This window comes from Dyella ginsengisoli LA-4, from assembly GCF_000334915.1.
Classification (GTDB): Bacteria; Pseudomonadota; Gammaproteobacteria; order Xanthomonadales; family Rhodanobacteraceae; genus Dyella_A; species Dyella_A ginsengisoli_A.
The window spans coordinates 123,297-140,083 of record NZ_AMSF01000013.1 but is presented as its reverse complement, the minus strand read 5'-3'; the positions used below and the strand labels follow the sequence as shown (position 1 = coordinate 140,083).

Here is a 16,787-nt window from a genome sequence, read left to right as displayed (position 1 = left end):
GCTTTTTCACGTCCAATCTCCATCAGTTGGGGGATTGGACTCCAAACCACGGTGCTACTCAAAAGTGGGGGGACGTCGTTGGACGAAGCTGCGCAGCAGCCTGCGAGCGTAGGGAGTCGGATTGACCGCCGCATAGACCTGCCGTGTATCACTGCCTTCCCGTCGCATGTCATGTCGCTTGCGATGGATATACGCGCGCATGATCTCGGCGTTGAATTCGGGGTGGAACTGCACGCTCAGCGCGTTCGGGCCGTATCGCAGCAGGTGATGAGGATCCCGGGCGGAGCGCGCGAGCACGCGGGCCCCCGCGGGAAGCTCCAGTACGCTCTGTTCGTGGGTGGTATGAGCGTGGAAGCGACCCGGCAGCGCGCCAGCCACCGGGTCATCGACCGCTTCGGCCAACCGCTCGATGGGCAGGGTGCCGATCTCGCGTCCCCCGGGCAGATAGCCGACGCGGCCGCCGAGGGCGTGCGCCAGCAACTGATGGCCGTAGCAGACCCCGAACAACGGCAGCCCACGATCCATCGCGGAGCGGATCCACCCAGCGGTTCGCTCACTCCATGCCGAACGATCGGTCACCATGGACGCCGAGCCGGTGATGAACGCGCCAGCTACCTCGTCCGGAGCGGGCAGCGTCTCCCCGGAAACCACATCGATCTCCCGTACGCGTTCGCGCCCCAGGCCTGTGGCGACCCGAAACCACTGGGGAAAATCACCGTGTCGCCCACGTATCGGGGCGGGAGCGGATCCGGTCCGGATGACAAGGACCGGAGGCTTCATGCGGCAGCTGAGGTGTCCGACGGGTCGATCGGCGGGAGCACGGTGAGTACTTCCTTTACCGTGGTCAGGCCCAGCGCCACCTGGTCGGCGGCGGAAATACGCAATGGGCGCATGCCCTCGGCCAGCGCCGCGCGGCTCAGACTGGCCAGATCGAGTTGCGGCGAAACCAGGGCACGCAGCGACCGACCCAGCGACAGCATCTCGTAGATGCCGGTACGCCCCATGAAGCCGGTGTTGCGGCACTCCAGGCAGCCGACCGGCCGGTAGACCGTCTCCGGCAGGGGCACGGTCCAGCCATGGGTGAGAGCGACCCACTCGTCCGGATCCTGTGCGGCCGGTTCCTTGCAGTAGGCGCAGAGCGTGCGCACCAGTCGCTGCGCCACCACGCCGGTGAGAGTGGACTGGATCAGATAGTGCGGAACGCCCAGATCGAGCAGGCGGGTGATCGCGCTGGGAGCGTCGTTGGTGTGCAGCGTAGACAGCACTAGGTGGCCGGTCAGCGAAGCCTGCACCGCCATCTGCGCCGTGGGCAGATCGCGGATCTCGCCGATCATGATGATGTCCGGGTCCTGCCGCAGCAGGGTGCGCACACCGGCGGCGAAGTCGAGGTCGATCGATGCCTGTACCTGCATCTGGTTCAGCTCGGGGCTGACCATTTCGATCGGGTCCTCGACCGTGCACACGTTGAGCTCCGGTGTCGCCAGGTGCTTGAGCGTGGAGTACAGCGTGGTGGTCTTGCCCGAACCGGTGGGGCCGGTCACCAGCACGATACCGTGCGGCCGCTCCACCATCGACCGCCAGGTCGATCCTTCCTGTTCCGAAAAGCCGAGCTGCTCGAAACTCTTCGACACGATGTCCGGATCGAAGATGCGCATCACCACTTTTTCGCCGAATGCGGTCGGCATGGTGGACAGGCGCAACTCCACCTCGCGGCCGGCAGCGGAGCGGGTCTTGATGCGACCGTCCTGGGGCCGGCGCTTTTCAGACACGTCCATGCGGCCGAGGATCTTGATCCGCGAGGTCACCGCGGTCATGACCGGCGGCGGCAGCTCGAACACCTTGTGCATCACGCCGTCGATACGGAAGCGCAGATTGCCGGCTTCGCGCCGTGGCTCGAGATGGATGTCCGAGGCGCGCTGTTCGAATGCGTACTGCAGCAACCAGTCGACGATATGCACGACATGGCGGTCGTCGGCGCCGACCTCCCCGGTCTTGCCCAGTTCGACCAGCTGCTCGAAATTGAGCACGGCCGAGGCATCGTAGCCACCCGCGCCCTTGGCGTCCTGCGCCAGCTGGATCGAACGCTGGACCCCGTAGAACTCCTGCAGGTATCGGTGGATGTCCAGCGGGTTGGAGACCACGCGCAGTACGTCGCGCCGGAGCATGTGCGCCAGATCCCGCGCCCAGCCGGCGTCGAACGGCTCGCAGGTCGCGAACGTGATGGCCTCCGGCGACGCGGCGACCGGCAGGATGCGATGACGCTGCGCGTAGGCGAGGCTGACCGTCTGGGTCACCGCCGCCACGTTGATGCGCATCGGGTCGATCTTCAGGTAGGGCAGGTCGGCCTGTCGGGCCACCCACTCGGTCAGCGTCTCCAGCCCGAGCGGTCGCCCCGGTTCCCGGCGGTTGGGCAACTTGGCCTGGGACACCACGACCAGCGGATGCAACTCCACCGTGCTTCGTCCCGCGCGATGGCCCATGCGCACCTGCCGGGCATCGTCGGCAGCGAGGTAACCGTCCACCACCAGGGCGGCGAGCACTTCGTCCAGCTCGAGGCGATGACGCCGGCCGAGCAGCGGAGCGCCTTGCGGGGAAGTGGCCATGAAGGGGGAGGAACTCCTGGTGTCCTGGGTGCCGAAAAGCCGGCCGCGATGCGGTCCCGGCTATACTAACGCGCTTTATCCCAGGTCACGGAAAGCCATGTCCGCGCGCACCTTCCAGGACGTCATCCAGACCCTCAACCGCTACTGGGCGGCGCAGGGTTGCGTGTTGCTGCAGCCCCTCGACACCGAGGTCGGCGCCGGCACGTTCCATCCTGCCACCTTCCTGCGTGCGCTGGGGCCGGAGCCCTGGGCCGCGGCCTATGTGCAGCCGTCCCGCCGCCCCACCGACGGACGCTACGGCGAGAACCCCAACCGCCTGCAGCACTACTACCAGTATCAGGTGGTGATGAAGCCGAATCCGGAGAACATCCTGGATCTCTACATCGGCTCGCTGAAGGAGCTCGGCCTCGATCCGCTGGTGCACGACCTGCGCTTCGTCGAGGACAACTGGGAGTCGCCGACACTCGGCGCCTGGGGCCTCGGCTGGGAGGTCTGGCTCAACGGCATGGAGGTGACCCAGTTCACCTACTTCCAGCAGGCCGGCGGCCTGGAGTGCCGCCCGGTCACCGGCGAGATCACCTACGGTCTCGAGCGCCTGGCGATGTATCTGCAGAACGTGGACAACGTCTACGACCTGGTCTGGACCGACGGCCCGCGCGGCGTGGTCACCTACGGCGACGTGTTCCACCAGAACGAGGTCGAGCAGAGCACCTACAACTTCGAGCACGCCAACGTTCCCGAGCTGCTGCGCTGGTTCGACGTGTGCGAGGCCACCGCCAACCAGCTGATCGCCGCCGGCCTGCCGTTGCCGGCCTACGAGCAGGTGATGAAGGCCAGTCACACCTTCAACCTGCTCGATGCCCGTCGCGCGATCAGCGTGACCGAGCGCCAGCGCTACATCCTGCGCGTGCGCACGCTGGCCCGCGCGGTGGCCGAAGCGTATGTGGCACAACGTGAAAAGCTCGGATTCCCGGGCCTGAAGAACACCAAGGAGCAGGCTGCATGAGCGCCGCCAAACCGTTGCTGATCGAACTGGGCACCGAGGAGCTGCCGCCGAAGGCGCTGGACGAACTGGCTGCCGCCTTCGCCCGTGGTGTCTGCGACGGGCTGGCCCGACGCGGCATCGATGCCGGTCTGGATGCCGCCCGGGTCTATGCCACACCGCGTCGCCTGGCGGTCTACGTACCGGATGTGGCGTTCGCCCAGCCGGAGCAGGTGATCGAGCGTCGCGGCCCCGCGGTGTCTGCGGGCATCGGCGCGGATGGCCAGCCGGCCAAGGCGCTGCTGGGCTTCGCCCAGTCCTGCGGCGTCGGCGTGGACGCGCTGGAAAAGCTCGAGACCGACAAGGGCGCGTGGTTCGTCTACCGAAGCGTGAAGCCCGGCCAGCTGGTCGCCGATCTGGTCCCGGACATCGTCGCCGAGGCGCTGAAGGCGCTGCCGATTCCCAAGCCGATGCGCTGGTCCGACCATGACTACAGCTTCGTGCGTCCGGTGCACTGGCTGGTGATGCTGCACGGAACCACCATCATCGACGGCGAGGTGCTTGGCCTGAAGAGCGGCCGCAAGTCGCGTGGCCATCGCTTCATGCATCCGCAGCCGATCCACGTGGTCGATGCCGACAGCTGGGAAGACGCGCTGCTCGCCGCCAAGGTCATCGCCGATCCGGCCGCCCGTCGTGCCCGCATCCGCGAGGAGGTGGCACGCGTCGCGGTGCAGACCGGCGGCGTGCCGCGCCTCGACGACGCGCTGCTGGAGGAGATCGCCAACCTCACCGAGTGGCCGGTGGCGATCGCCTGCACCTTCGAACCGGAGTTCCTCGCGGTGCCGCCGGAGGCGCTGGTCACCACGATGGAGGCCAACCAGAAGTTCGTTCCGGTGTTCGACGCCCAGGGGCGGCTCACCGAGCATTTCATCGGCATCGCCAACGTCGACAGCCGCGACCCCACGGAGATCCGCAAGGGCTACGAGCGGGTGATCCGCCCGCGCTTCGCCGACGCCAAGTTCTTCTGGGACGAAGACCTGAAAACGCCCCTGGCCAGCTACCAGGAGGCGCTGAAGAACGTCACCTACCAGCAGTCGCTGGGCAGCCTGTGGGACAAGACCGTACGCGTGGCCGAGCTGGCCCGTGTCATCGCCAGTCGGGTTGGTGTCGATGCCGGCGCCGCCACGCGCGCCGCCAGCCTGGCCAAGTGCGACCTGCTGACCCGCATGGTGGGCGAGTTCCCCGAGCTGCAGGGCGTGATGGGCCGCTACTACGCCAGCCGGCAGGGCGAGCCCGAGGCGGTGGCGCTGGCGCTGGACAGCTTCTACCAGCCGCGCTTCGCCGGCGATGCCATCGCGGCGGATGCCGTGGGTCGGGTGGTCGCCGTGGCCGAGCGCCTGGACACGCTGGCCGGCATTTTCGCGGTCGGCCTGAAACCCAGTGGCAGCAAGGATCCCTTCGCGCTGCGCCGCGCCGCGCTGGGTCTGGCCCGCACCCTGGTCGAAGCCGGCCTGGAGATCGACCTGGACGCCGCCTTCGCCGAGGCCCTGGAGCTGCTGCCGGATGCCGCCCTGCAGGCAGGCATCAAGCCCGGCAAGGACGGTAGCCAGCCGCCGTTCGACGCCGGACAGCGTCGCGCCGAGCTGCGCCGCGAACTGCATGAGTTCGTGCTCGACCGTTTGCGCGGCTACTACACCGAGCGGGGCTTCGACGGGCAGTCGTTCGAGGCCGTGCTGGCCGTTGCGCCGGGGAGCCTGGCCGATTTCGACCGCCGCCTGCGTGCGCTGGCCGATTTTTCCCGTCGCCCCGAAGCAACCAGCCTGGCCGCTGCCAACAAGCGGGTGGCCAATCTGTTGCGCAAGCAGGCCGAGGAGTCCGGTTCGGCCGTGGCCCGGACCGTCGACCCCACGCGCTTCGAGCTGCCCGCCGAGCACGCGCTCGCCGACGCGCTGGAAGCAGCGGACCGGGAGACCCGGGAGGCGTGGGGCTCGCGCGACTACGGCCGTGTGCTGGAGCGCCTCGCCCTGCTGCAGGGGCCGGTGGACGCGTTCTTCGATGCCGTGCTGGTGAATGCCGAAGACCCGGCCGTGCGCGCCAACCGCCTGGCCCTGCTCGCACACCTGAAATCGCAGTTCAGCGCCGTGGCCGACATCGCGCTGCTGTAGGGCGGGCAGCAGAAGGGCAGCGCCAGGCGCTGCCCTTCTTTGCTTGGCCGGGATGAAGATGGAGCGGCTTCAGGCCAGAGTGCGGATGTCCTGTGGGTTCCGCTCCGCCAGCGCCTGCTGGAATGCCAGCAGCGCATCGGCATCGATGCGGGTACCTTCCGGACCGACGATCTCGTAGAGCGCCGCGAGCATCCGCTCCTGCTCGGCCGGGTCCGGCTGTGCACCGGCCAGCGCCAGGTTGGATTGCAGCAGTCGGCGGGCCGCGGCCAGGCGCCGATCGTCGCCGTGCCCATCGCTGATCTGCTGATGGCTGGCGCCAAGACCCTGTGCAAGCGACGGTTCCCGGTTGCGGGTCGGTCCGCTCACTTCGGTCGTCGACTGCTCCTCGGCGGCCTTGTTCACGGCGTCCGGCTGGATCGCGCCTTCACCGGCAACCAGCCACACCAGGGAGATGCCCAGAGTCTTGGCGAGCGTGACGCAGCGGGCGCGCGAGGGATCGCTGTTGCCGTCGCGCCAACTTCGCACCACGCCTTCGGAAAAGCCGCACATGCGCGCGATCTCGGTGGCGCTGCCGACGCGCTGGATGAGCAGGCGGATGCGCTCGGCGAAGCTGTTGCTGGGATTGGGGACCGGCTCGAGGCGGCTGGTCTCGGAAAGCGAGGGGGGAAGAAGCGATGCGCGGCGAGTATTCATGATCGTGCCAGGGGTTGATGACCGCTAAGGGAAGGCGCCGGAACGGAATCCCGACACGCCAGCTGAATCTGGACAGCTATTCAGGCCTGATCGTTCCTTCGAGAAGGGGGAAGCCGCTGCCGTGCAGCCCTCTACAGACAACATCTTGCGGCTTTCCGCTCCCTTTCGCCGTCGGCTCCGGGCGATGGCATCCGTGCGGAGCGGCATCTTGACTTTTCCCGTCAAGCTTTTTTGGGCTAAGCTTGACCACTTCCCCCGCGGTGCCTTGCGAGGCGCGAGCGCGCCAGACAGGGCTCGTGCCCGTTTCAAACCGTTCGATGAGGTTCCACGATGCGCAAGGTAATTTGGTCGCTGGTTTCGGTGACGGCGCTGGCACTGGCCGGCTGCAACAGCTCCACCCAATCGCCCCAGGCGAACGGTGGCCCCGCCGACGCCGCTTCGGCTGCGGCTCCGCAGGCGAACAACAAGGTGACCGGCCAGATCACCCTGCGCGAACCGGCACAGCTCTCGCCGCAGGCCTCGCTGGAAGTAAGCCTGGTCGACGTGTCGGCGGCGCCGACCGACGCCAACGGCGACGCGACTGCCGCAGCCCCCAACGCGCCGATCGTGACCAAGACGATCTCGCCGGTCGGGTCGTTCCCGGTCAGCTTCGAACTGGACTTCGATCCGGCCAAGATCAACCCGAACAACCTGTACGTGGTCAAGGCGCACATGGTGGACGGCGACCGCAACTACGAGATGCCGCTGCAGGCGCCGGTGCTGACCAAGGGCGCCAGCAACCAGGTCTCGATCCAGCTGGTCGCCCAGCAGACTCCGGCCGAGAAGGATCTCGCCGCGTTCGAGGACCTGAAGAAGCAGATCGGCGGCATGAAGATCAAGTCGGGCACGAAGCTGGAGAAGGACGCTTCGCGTGGCTGGCAGGTGTTCCGCCGCGACGGGCAGGTCCAGTTCATCCGCGAGCAGGTCGACTACGGCGACAAGGGCTTCACCGACACCGACTACGCCTACAAGGCAGGCAAGCCGTGGGTGGCCGTGCAGCAGAAGAAGTCCAGCAAGGACGCCAAGGTCAGCAGCACCGAGCGCGTGAGCTGGGACGTCGATGGCAAGCCGGTGCTTCGTCAGGTGCTGAGTGGCGGCAAGACCAGCGACCTTTCCGACAGCGAAGCGGCCAGCCTCAAGAGCCAGGCCGAGAACATCCTGAAGCTCGCCGGCAAGTAAGCCGCGCGGTTGCCCTTCCGGGATCGCGCCCACCGGCGCTCCCGAACGAGAGCTAAAAAAAAGCCGTCCGCATCGCGGACGGCTTTTTTGTTGGCCGGGCGGCCGGGTCAGAACGCGACCTTGAATCCCAGGTTCACGCCGGTGTTCTTCTGGGTGCTGTCGCTGAAGCGGCTGTTGACCGAAATCCAGCTGCTCACGCTCGGCGTGAGCTGGGCCGACAGGCCGATGTCGGCACTGCCCCAGGTCTTGTCCGGCGCGAAGCCGGACAGCGCAAACGTGCCGCCCATGGTGTTCAGGCCGGCCATCACGGTACGCGGGTCGGCCTTGCTGTCGCGGTTCCAGGCCAGTTCGACGAACGGAGCCATCTGCAGGTCGTTGACCTTCCACGAACCCATCAGGCGCCAACCCAGCGAGCTGATCAGCGCATCGCGCTGCTGGCGACCGAAGTACATCGCGGTGGAGTCGCTGCCGCTCTCGCTGTAGCCGTTGACCTTGATGGTCTGCCATTCGACGTGGGCGAATGGACCGGTCTTCAGCGACTGGCCGACGTTGAACCACCAGCCGCCCTCGACGCCAGCGCCCAGGTGCGAGCCGTCGGCCTTGCCGCTTTCCACACGGACGGCGGGACCGATCTGGATGCGCCGTTCGATGTCCTTGAAGTTCGACTGACCGAAGCTGGCAAAGCCGCCGACGTAGCCGCCGCCGTTGGAGTACGTGGCGAACAGCTGACCGGAGATGTCCTGCAGCTTGTAGCCGCCGGTATTGCCCCGGAAGTCGGCCTTGTTCTGGCCCAGGCCCAGCGAGACGCCCACGGTGGTGTGGTCGCCGGTACGCACGTCCGCGCCGACGGTAAGGTTGGCGTTGTTGCTGCTGGTCTTCGGCGAGGCGTCGGTCGCGTCGAAGCGCTGGTGACCGTAGTCGAGTGCGGCGAACATGCGCGTGCCGCTGCCCTGGCCGTCGGCCAGCATTTCGTTGCGGATCGCCCGGTACTGCGCGGCGGTCGACGCCAGCGGAGCCTCGCCCAGCATCGACACCTGGCCGGGCGCGGCGATCTCGGCCAGCACCACCTGGGAAAGCAGGCGGTGTGCGGCAGTGGTCGGGTGCACGCCGTCGGCGAACAGATAGCTCTGATCGGTGCCGGCCGCATAGCTGTAGGGCAGGCCGGAGCCCTGCGGGCCGCACTGCACGGAGCTCGAGGTCAGGCCGCAGGCGGCGTCGGTGACGTTGCTGAAGCCGTAGGCGCCGGGGTTGGCGATCACTTCGTTGATCAGCCCGTAGGTGTTCACCGGGATGACGTTCAGGCCGCCGGCGCTGAGCTGCGACAGGCCGCTGCTCAGCGTGCTGTTGTAGATCACCGAGAGCTGGGTCGCGCCGGCCGATGCCGCAGCGCCACCGGCCATCGCCGACGGGGTCTTGCCGATGTCCGGCAGGTTGTACACCACCACGTAGCGGCCGCCGGCGGCCTGCAACTGGCCGAGCAGGCCGAGTTCGGTCTGTGCCGCGGTGGCGGTACCGGTGACCAGCGCCGCGGTGTCGGTGGTGGTCGCGGTCAGGTAGAAGATGTCGTTGGCGCCGCCCCACACCTGGTACAGCGCGTTGGGGTCGGCCTGGCCGCCGGTCGCGGTCAGGTACATGCCCAGCTGCTGCGGCAGGGTCGGGATCGGACCGGCCGACGAGTTGTTGACCAGGCCCGCACCGCCGAAGGCGAAGTTGGTGCCACCCAGCAGCGAGGCGGTGGTGGGATGACCCAGGCCATCGGCGACCAGCTCGGGGGCGGTCTCGCCCGGGTTGGTGGTGAAGCGCGTGGGCGACGGCGCGCCGAGAGCCAGCGACAGGTTGCCGCCGTCGCTGAGGCTGTCGCCGATGATGACGACCTGGCTGAACTGGGTGGCGCTGGCTGCCTGGCTGGCCAGCAGACCGGCGACGATGGCGCCGACGAGAAGACGGGTACGGGGCATGTGTTGAAGCTCCTGAAGCCGGGTTGGTTTTGTTATGACCGGGTTACGTTAATCCCTTCCATACCGGAGCGCATGCTGCGTTGCATCGCGCCGGGGCGGGCATGGTGGCCGATCCGCCGTCAGTAGTCGAACACGTGTTCGACCGTGTCGCCGTCGGCAAGAACGCCGGAGAGATCCGTCACCGGAACCTCCAGCGCCTGCCGTTGCCAGCCCGGCCGGGTCAGGATCGGCTGGCGGATGAGGACGTGACCGGCGCTCGGCACCGGGGCCGACACCGGCACGATCCGGCTGACCAGGATCGCTCCCCGGTTGCCGGCGATCTCCACGAACTGCACGCCGCGCCGCGCCAGGGCCGTGGCGACCGCGGTAAACGCCTGGTAGCGCGGCAGCGCCACCAGCGCCTCGTTGCCCTGTGTGCGCAGGCGTTGCATGCCCGGCACCGCGAGGTCGGCGGGCAGCCCCCGGACCACGGCCAGCGTGGTGTCCTTCGGCACCTCGTAGGCGGCGTGGGTCGCCTTGCCGATCAGCCAGCCGTAGATGGCCTTGGCACCCCACTCGGAGGTCAGCAGGTAGCGGCGTTCCCATTTGCGCAGCAGGTGCGGCCCGGTCAGCGGCGTGCTTGTCCACAGGGCTTTCAACCGCGCGGCGAAGTCGAACTCGTACCACGGCCGCACGCGGATGAAGTCGACGTAGTCCTGCGCTTCGCGCGCGGCCAGTTGGTCCTCGGGCGTGGCATCCGGCGCCGCGGTCAGTGCGGTCAGGCGCCCAACCAGGGTCTCGTAGGTTCCGCGCAGGCCGTACTCGACGGTGGTGCTGGTGCCGATGACGACGATCATCGTGTGGTACTCGCCGTCGAAGGGGTCGTGACGCGTGGCCTCGATCACCCGGCCGTAGGCGCTCCAGAACTGGCCGATGTGGGCGAACCAGGGGAAGGCGTCGGGGCTTTCGTGGCGCAGCAGGTCGGCGTATTCGGCCGGACTGAATACCAGGAACCATTCCGGGAAGGTGAGGTAGGTCTGTGCCGGCGCGCGCCGGTCTGACACCGGCACGTGCAACGCGCCCGGATCCGTCGCGCCGACAGCGGCACCCACCGAGAGCGCGGTGGCACCGCTCAGCAGCAGCGCGCGCAGCCAGGTCATCATGCGCGACGGAAACACAGCAGGGCGTTGAGCGTCGGGTCGTTGGCCTGCAGCAGCCGTGGTCCGACCTGCGTCAGCCCGTGACGCTGCAGCCGCTCGATCCAGGCATCGATGCTGCGGAAGTGTCGCAGCTCACGCGCGTTCTCCTCCCACGGCGTGCCCAGGCCGGCGTTGAACACCGCGTGCGCCAGTGCCGCCATGGCGCGCATGTCCTCATCGACCACATCGTGGTCGCGCAGGATGAACAGCCCGCCGGGACGCAGCACGCGCACGATCGAGGCGATGAAATCGTCGAGCCGGTCGAGCGGTGCGTGGTGCAGGCCGATGTAGCAGGTGACCAGCTCGATCGACGCATCGGCCAGCGCCTGGGCGGGCAGCGGCGCGTAGTCGTCCAGCGGCACGTAGCGGGCGTGCTGGCGCAGGCCGCCGCGTTCGACGATATCCACCGGCGAGTGGCCGGGGGCGATGTCGTTGACCAGGACACGGTCGCCGTGCAGCTGCAGCGCCTTGCGCAGGTGGCTGAGGTAGCGCCCGGTGCTGCCGATCTCCAGGTAGCCGTCGAAGCGGCGCCGCTCGCCCAGCAGTTGCAGGGTCTGACGGGTCATCTCGCGCTTCTGCCGCGCCAGCGAGGGCAGTGCGTAGCTCAGCTCGGCCAGGAACGGCTTGATCGCCGGCAGCCGCACCTGCAGCGCGCGATAGACGGCTTCGTCGTCGCCCGGATGCTGGCGCACCAGCTCGGCGATCAGCGTGTGGAAGCGGTCCTCCGGGTACAGCCGGTAGACGTTCTGCAGGAAGCGGTAGAAGCCGTCGCTGCCGGTTACCGTGCCGTAGACGGTCTGGAAGTCACCCCTGGCGGGCGGGGCGGCGGTGGCCTCCATGTCCGGCGCCAGCTCCGGTGCGTAGTAGGTGTCCCAGAGCACGTTGCGCCAGCGGTAGTCGGGATCGAGCCGGCGCTTGAGCGCGAACAGCTCGCGGGCACGCGGATAGGCGCGGTGGAACTGCTCGCGCGTGGCGTGTGGCTGGTAGGGCAGGTAGTAGCGGCCGCCGCAGGCCAGTGCCGCATCGATCAACTCGCGTGTCCACACTGCTACGCGAGCCTTCGCGTTCTCCCGCGTGCGCTGCTTGTAATACAGCACGAAGGCGAACACCTCTTCCGACGCCCAGGCCAACAACGAGCCGGGGTCGGCGAAGGCGTGGCGGACCGAGACATTGACCGCGTTCACCCGGTGCCGCCGGAGAATCCCGGCCATGCGGAGGACGAAGTCGTCCAGCCGCGCCACCGGAACGAAGTATTCCTGCAGTACGTAGGTGGCGTGCCGGCGCGAGCCCGGCTCCAGCTCGCCGGCGTCGTAACCGGCCTCGTAGTTGCGCCAGTGCACCGGCCGCTTGAGATAGATCAGCGGATCGAGCAGGCGCTGGCGCCGCCACTTGCCCGAGGGCGTCTCGGTGAATGCCCAGAGGAAGTAGCGCTGCAGCGGATAGCGCCGACGCGGCACCTGCAGGCGATCGCGCACCGTGGCCGCTTCGTTGGTAGTGCGCCAGGTCACGGCGCGTGCGTGTGTGTAGTGCGGCGGATACAGGTCGGCGTTGTGGAACACGGCGTCGGGGGCATGGCGCACCGTTTCGCGGAACCAGCGGGCATAGTCGCGGGTGGGCATGCAGGCGTGTTCGCGCCGCACGCGCGCGTTGCGGGTCAATGCCAGTTCCGCTTCGACGATCACGCCCAGTGCGCCGTAGCCACCGATGCAGCCATGGAACAACTCGCTGTTCTTGTCCGGCGAGGCTTCCATCAGCGAACCATCGGCAAGCACCACCGCGATCCGTCGCACCGACAGGATCAGCGGGCCGAGTCCGACATAGCGACCGTGCGCGTTGACGCTGAGCGATCCGCCGACAGTGAAGTTGGCGTAGGTCTGCATGACCTGCACTGCCAGATCGTGCGGATCGACGAAGCGCTGGATGTCGCACCATCGCACCCCCGCCTGCACGCGCAGCAACTGTTGCTCGGGCTGGAACGCCAGGATGCGGTTGAGACGCCGCATATCCAGGTGCAGGCTGCCCGGGCTGGCGGTCTGCCCACCCATGCTGAAATGTCCACCGCCGACGGATATCGGGCCGTCGGCGCGGCGCACGGCGTCGCGGATTTCGTCCACGCTGGTCGGTGCGGACACCGCCCAGACCGGCACCGGATTCAGTCGCGTGACGTCGTTGACGACGAGGCCGGCCTGCTCGGGCGCGCGCATCAGGCGGCCTCGTGGATGCGGACGGTCAGGTAATCCCGGCCTTCGAGGCGCGGGTCTTCGCCGAACGGGTTGTCGCCCCGGGTACCGCGGGCGACCAGCAGCAGCGTCCCCAGCAGCAGCGGGCCAGCCAGCGGCACGAGCAGCCACAGCAGCCACCAGCCGCGCCGCGACTGGTCGTGCAGGCGCCGCACTGCCAGCGACAGCCATATCGCGAACGCCGGCGGATAAAGCACCAGCGTGGCCGCGTGGCTGAAGCGGTCGATCGCCAGGTAGAGCACGATGAAGGCGATCGCGCTGGCCAGCGCCATGCCGAGGAAGCGCGCGCGCCGCAGGCGCCCGCCGAAACCGAACCAGCTCTGGATCGTTCGCATCGTTCCCGCATTCCCTTGCGCGGGCATGACCCCGCGTCGCGGCAGTCTAGCCCAGGTGTCCCGGAGCGGTGGTCATGCCGCTCCGGCCCAACGGACATGGCCCGCGCATCCCGCGCGGGTCGTGCCGGGGATCAGCGCTGCTTGGCGCGCAGCAGGGCGTCGGCGAAGGCGCTGTTGATCGGTGGTGCGGACGGCTTCGGCTGACCGCCGCCGGGGCGCGGCCCCCGATTGTCGCGGCGCGGATCGCCCCCCTGGCCGGCGGGGCGACCGCGGCTCTGGCCCGGTTCGTCGTCCAGCCGCATCGACAGGCCGATGCGCTGGCGCGGCAGGTCGACCTCCATCACCTTGACCTTGACGATGTCGCCGGCCTTCACCGCGTCGCGCGGGTCCTTCACGAAGGTGTGCGACAGCGCCGAGACGTGGACCAGGCCGTCCTGGTGCACGCCGATGTCGACGAAGGCGCCGAACGCGGCGACGTTGGTGACGCGGCCTTCCAGGATCATGCCGGGGCGCAGGTCCTTCACGTCCTCCACGCCTTCGGCGAAGCTCGGCGCGACGAACTCGGGTCGCGGGTCGCGGCCGGGCTTCTCCAGTTCCTTGAGGATGTCGCGCACGGTCGGCACGCCGAACTGCTCGTCGGTGAACTGCTCGGCCTTGAGGCCGCGCAGGAAGCCGGTGTCGCCGATGATGTTGCGCACCTCGCGGCCGCACTGGGCGATGATCCGCTCGACCACCGGATAGGCTTCCGGGTGCACCGCGCTGGCATCCAGCGGGTTGTCGCCGTTGGGCACGCGCAGGAAGCCCGCGCACTGCTCGAACGCCTTGTCGCCCAGGCGCGGCACCTTCAGCAGTGCCTTGCGGTTGGCGAACGGGCCGTTGGCGTCGCGGTGCTTCACCACGTTCTCGGCCACCGACGGGCTCAGGCCGGCGACGCGTGAGAGCAGGGCGGCCGAGGCGGTGTTCACGTCCACGCCGACGGCGTTCACGCAGTCTTCGACCCTGGCGTCCAGTGCGCGCGCCAGCTTCACCTGGTTGACGTCGTGCTGGTACTGGCCGACGCCGATCGCCTTGGGCTCGATCTTCACCAGCTCGGCCAGCGGATCCTGCAGCCGGCGCGCGATGGAGACGGCGCCGCGCAGGCTCACGTCGAGGTCGGGGAATTCCTTGGCGGCGGTCTCGGAGGCCGAATACACCGAGGCGCCGGCCTCGCTCACCACCACCTTCGAGAGCTTGTGCTGCGGATGGCTCTTGGCCAGCCCCTTGATCAGCTCGCCGGCCAGCTTGTCGGTCTCGCGCGAGGCGGTGCCGTTGCCGATCGCGATCAGGTCCACGCCGTGCTTCTGGCACAGGCGGGCCAGCGCGGCCAGCGACTCGTTCCACTGCCGCCGCGGCTCGTGCGGGTAGATGGTGTCGGTGGCCAGCAGTTTGCCGGTCGGGTCGACCACCGCCACCTTCACGCCGGTGCGGATGCCCGGGTCCAGCCCCATCACCGTCTTCGCGCCGGCCGGTGCGGCCAGCATCAGGTCCTTGAGGTTGTCGCCGAACACGCGGATCGCCTCGTCCTCGGCGCCCTCGCGCACGCGGCCGAAAAGATCGAGCGTGAGATGCAGGTGCAGCTTCACGCGCCAGGTCAGGCGCACGGTCTCGCGCAGCCACGCGTCGGCGGCACGGCCGCGATCATGGATGTTGGCGTGCGCAGCCACGCGACCCTCGCCTTCGGCGTGGCCCTGCTCGGGATCGAGCGCGGGCGACAGTTCCAGCTCGATCACGCCCTCGTTGCGCGCGCGCATCAGTGCCAGCAGGCGGTGCGAAGGGATCTTGCCGATCGGTTCGACGTGGTCGAAGTAGTCGCGGAACTTGGCGCCCTCGTTCTCCTTGCCCTCGACCACCCGGGCGCGGATCTGGCCCTTGTCCCACAGCCAGTCGCGCAGTTCGCCGACCAGCGTGGCGTCCTCGGCGATGGCCTCCATCAGGATGGCGCGCGCGCCATCCAGCGCGGCGCGCACGTCGGCCACGCCCTTGTCCGCGTCGACGAAGTCGCCGGCGAAGGCTTCCGGGTCGCGGGTGGGATCCTCGCGCAGGCCCAGCGCCAGCGGTTCCAGCCCGGCCTCGCGGGCGATCTGCGCCTTGGTGCGGCGCTTCGGCTTGTACGGCAGGTAGAGGTCTTCCAGCCGCGCCTTGGTGTCGGCGGCGAGGATGTCGCCCTTCAGTGCGTCGGTGAGCTTGCCCTGTTCCTCGATGCTGGCCAGCACCGCAGCGCGGCGGTCTTCCAGCTCGCGCAGGTAGCGCAGGCGCTCTTCGAGCAGGCGCAGCTGGGTGTCGTCGAGGCCGCCGGTGACTTCCTTGCGATAGCGCGCGATGAACGGCACGGTGGCGCCGCCGTCGAGCAGATCCACGGCGGCGCGCACCTGGTCGGGCTTGGCGGCGATGTCCTGGGCAATGCGATGTTCGATGCTGAGCATGGTCGAGCGGGGTTTCCTTGAAACGGTGCACCACGTGGGCGCGAAGCGAAGCGGCCGCCGATGATAACAAGCGGGCTCGCGCGGTCGGTGCGGACAGAAACGCCGCGGCGAGGCCGCGGCGTGGCGGGTCGTGGTGCCCGGCGTCAGGCGTCGAAACGGCTGCCGGAAGGGCTCTGATCCTGATGGCGGTCGTTGCGCTGGCCGGCCGCACGGCCGTTGAGCACCAGCGTGCCGGCGATCATGTCGTGCAGTGCCTGTTTGCGCTGCGTCCAGCCGGCCATCATGAAGCCGAAGAACAGGATGATCGCGCTGAGCATCTTGGCCGGATAACGGCCGAGTGCCCGCGGCAGCGAGATGCGCGCGCCGTGCAGGTCGGTGACGCGGATGCTCAGCGCCATCTTGCCCAGCGTGGCCTGCCAGCTAGAGCTTTCGCACAGTGCGAAGTAGAGCCACGCAACGACGAAGGTGATGAGGCTGGCCGGCCCGATCGCCCCGTAGAACTGGCTGTAGGCGTGCAGGATCGCGTCGGGGTTGCCGGTCGCCCCCTGGATCGCATTGCTCAGCTGCTCCTGCGCGGCCTCCGCCCCCATCGCCGTCATGATCAACTTGTTCGGGATGTACAGCACCAGCGAATCGACGATGTAGGCCGCGAAGCGCTTCCAGAACCCCGCGTAGTCTTCCAGCGCCACCGTGGTGGCCTGTTCCGGCAGCGGTGCAGCGGAAAACGGCGGGGGCGTGGCGGCCGTCGCCTGGTTCAGCTCGTCGGGAAACAGCGAGGCGAGCGGCTGCCAGTCGGCCAGGCCGTCGTACCAGCCCAGGTCGTCGCCGGCCACCTGGCCGCTGCGTAGCCACTGACGGACGTCGGCTTCCTTGTAGGGGCCGTGGCGTTCGCCGTTGCGGCCGATCCAGATTTCCATGTGAGCATGCCTCGCGATGTTTCGAACCGCGTCATG

At 68.4% G+C, this 16,787-nt stretch carries 12 protein-coding genes; 3 read left to right on the top strand and 9 right to left on the bottom strand.

Annotation, left to right across the window (positions count from 1 at the left end):
* Positions 1-54: 54 nt before the first annotated feature.
* Both C693_RS0102685 and C693_RS0102680 read right to left on the bottom strand, forming a co-directional pair.
* Positions 55-780 carry a glutamine amidotransferase gene (locus C693_RS0102685; protein ID WP_026107129.1) on the bottom strand — a complete coding sequence of 242 codons (726 nt, stop codon included), beginning with the start codon at positions 778-780 and terminating at the stop codon, positions 55-57.
* Positions 777-2,603 carry a GspE/PulE family protein gene (locus C693_RS0102680; RefSeq protein WP_017460709.1) on the bottom strand — a complete coding sequence of 609 codons (1,827 nt, stop codon included), beginning with the start codon at positions 2,601-2,603 and terminating at the stop codon, positions 777-779. Before C693_RS0102680 ends, C693_RS0102685 begins: the two co-directional genes overlap by 4 nt.
* Positions 2,604-2,700: 97 nt before the next feature.
* Here C693_RS0102680 and glyQ point away from each other — a divergent pair, with 97 nt between their 5' ends.
* Positions 2,701-3,609 carry a glycine--tRNA ligase subunit alpha gene (glyQ, locus tag C693_RS0102675; RefSeq protein ID WP_017460708.1) on the top strand — a complete coding sequence of 303 codons (909 nt, stop codon included), beginning with the start codon at positions 2,701-2,703 and terminating at the stop codon, positions 3,607-3,609.
* Positions 3,606-5,750 (top strand): glycine--tRNA ligase subunit beta, encoded by a 2,145-nt coding sequence (gene glyS, locus C693_RS0102670; RefSeq protein ID WP_017460707.1) that lies wholly within the window; start codon positions 3,606-3,608, stop codon positions 5,748-5,750. Before glyQ ends, glyS begins: the two co-directional genes overlap by 4 nt.
* Positions 5,751-5,819: 69 nt before the next feature.
* On the opposite strand, the gene C693_RS0102665 is transcribed toward glyS, so the two are convergent.
* Positions 5,820-6,443: a helix-turn-helix transcriptional regulator gene (locus C693_RS0102665; protein ID WP_017460706.1), complete on the bottom strand. Its 624-nt coding sequence runs from the start codon at positions 6,441-6,443 to the stop codon at positions 5,820-5,822.
* 330 nt (positions 6,444-6,773) lie between these two features.
* Between C693_RS0102665 and C693_RS0102660 the strand changes: the two genes are divergently transcribed.
* Complete coding sequence (locus C693_RS0102660) at positions 6,774-7,661, top strand: YbaY family lipoprotein (protein WP_017460705.1); 888 nt, start codon at positions 6,774-6,776, stop codon at positions 7,659-7,661.
* 107 nt (positions 7,662-7,768) lie between these two features.
* On the opposite strand, the gene C693_RS0102655 is transcribed toward C693_RS0102660, so the two are convergent.
* From C693_RS0102655 to C693_RS0102630, 6 genes are all read right to left on the bottom strand, one after another.
* Positions 7,769-9,619, bottom strand: a complete 1,851-nt coding sequence (locus C693_RS0102655; RefSeq protein ID WP_017460704.1) for an autotransporter domain-containing protein — start codon at positions 9,617-9,619, stop codon at positions 7,769-7,771.
* A 119-nt stretch (positions 9,620-9,738) separates the two neighbouring features.
* On the bottom strand, positions 9,739-10,761 hold the full coding sequence (locus C693_RS0102650) for a hypothetical protein (protein WP_157798543.1): 1,023 nt from the start codon (positions 10,759-10,761) through the stop codon (positions 9,739-9,741).
* Complete coding sequence (locus tag C693_RS0102645) at positions 10,758-13,001, bottom strand: FAD-binding protein (protein ID WP_017460702.1); 2,244 nt, start codon at positions 12,999-13,001, stop codon at positions 10,758-10,760. Before C693_RS0102645 ends, C693_RS0102650 begins: the two co-directional genes overlap by 4 nt.
* Entirely contained in the window at positions 13,001-13,372 is a 372-nt protein-coding gene (locus tag C693_RS20950) for a DUF805 domain-containing protein (protein ID WP_017460701.1), read from the bottom strand. Before C693_RS20950 ends, C693_RS0102645 begins: the two co-directional genes overlap by 1 nt.
* Positions 13,373-13,503: 131 nt before the next feature.
* Positions 13,504-15,834 (bottom strand): Tex family protein, encoded by a 2,331-nt coding sequence (locus C693_RS0102635; RefSeq protein WP_017460700.1) that lies wholly within the window; start codon positions 15,832-15,834, stop codon positions 13,504-13,506.
* 143 nt (positions 15,835-15,977) lie between these two features.
* Positions 15,978-16,751, bottom strand: a complete 774-nt coding sequence (locus C693_RS0102630; RefSeq protein ID WP_017460699.1) for an RDD family protein — start codon at positions 16,749-16,751, stop codon at positions 15,978-15,980.
* Positions 16,752-16,787 lie beyond the last annotated feature (36 nt).

Bases quoted from the DNA above. Each gene is read 5' to 3' on its own strand.
- C693_RS0102685 (WP_026107129.1), bottom strand. From the start codon at position 780: ATGAAGCCTCCGGTCCTTGTCATCCGGACCGGATCCGCTCCCGCCCCG.
- C693_RS0102680 (WP_017460709.1), bottom strand. From the start codon at position 2,603: ATGGCCACTTCCCCGCAAGGCGCTCCGCTGCTCGGCCGGCGTCATCGC.
- glyQ (WP_017460708.1), top strand. From the start codon at position 2,701: ATGTCCGCGCGCACCTTCCAGGACGTCATCCAGACCCTCAACCGCTAC.
- glyS (WP_017460707.1), top strand. From the start codon at position 3,606: ATGAGCGCCGCCAAACCGTTGCTGATCGAACTGGGCACCGAGGAGCTG.
- C693_RS0102665 (WP_017460706.1), bottom strand. From the start codon at position 6,443: ATGAATACTCGCCGCGCATCGCTTCTTCCCCCCTCGCTTTCCGAGACC.
- C693_RS0102660 (WP_017460705.1), top strand. From the start codon at position 6,774: ATGCGCAAGGTAATTTGGTCGCTGGTTTCGGTGACGGCGCTGGCACTG.
- C693_RS0102655 (WP_017460704.1), bottom strand. From the start codon at position 9,619: ATGCCCCGTACCCGTCTTCTCGTCGGCGCCATCGTCGCCGGTCTGCTG.
- C693_RS0102650 (WP_157798543.1), bottom strand. From the start codon at position 10,761: ATGATGACCTGGCTGCGCGCGCTGCTGCTGAGCGGTGCCACCGCGCTC.
- C693_RS0102645 (WP_017460702.1), bottom strand. From the start codon at position 13,001: ATGCGCGCGCCCGAGCAGGCCGGCCTCGTCGTCAACGACGTCACGCGA.
- C693_RS20950 (WP_017460701.1), bottom strand. From the start codon at position 13,372: ATGCGAACGATCCAGAGCTGGTTCGGTTTCGGCGGGCGCCTGCGGCGC.
- C693_RS0102635 (WP_017460700.1), bottom strand. From the start codon at position 15,834: ATGCTCAGCATCGAACATCGCATTGCCCAGGACATCGCCGCCAAGCCC.
- C693_RS0102630 (WP_017460699.1), bottom strand. From the start codon at position 16,751: ATGGAAATCTGGATCGGCCGCAACGGCGAACGCCACGGCCCCTACAAG.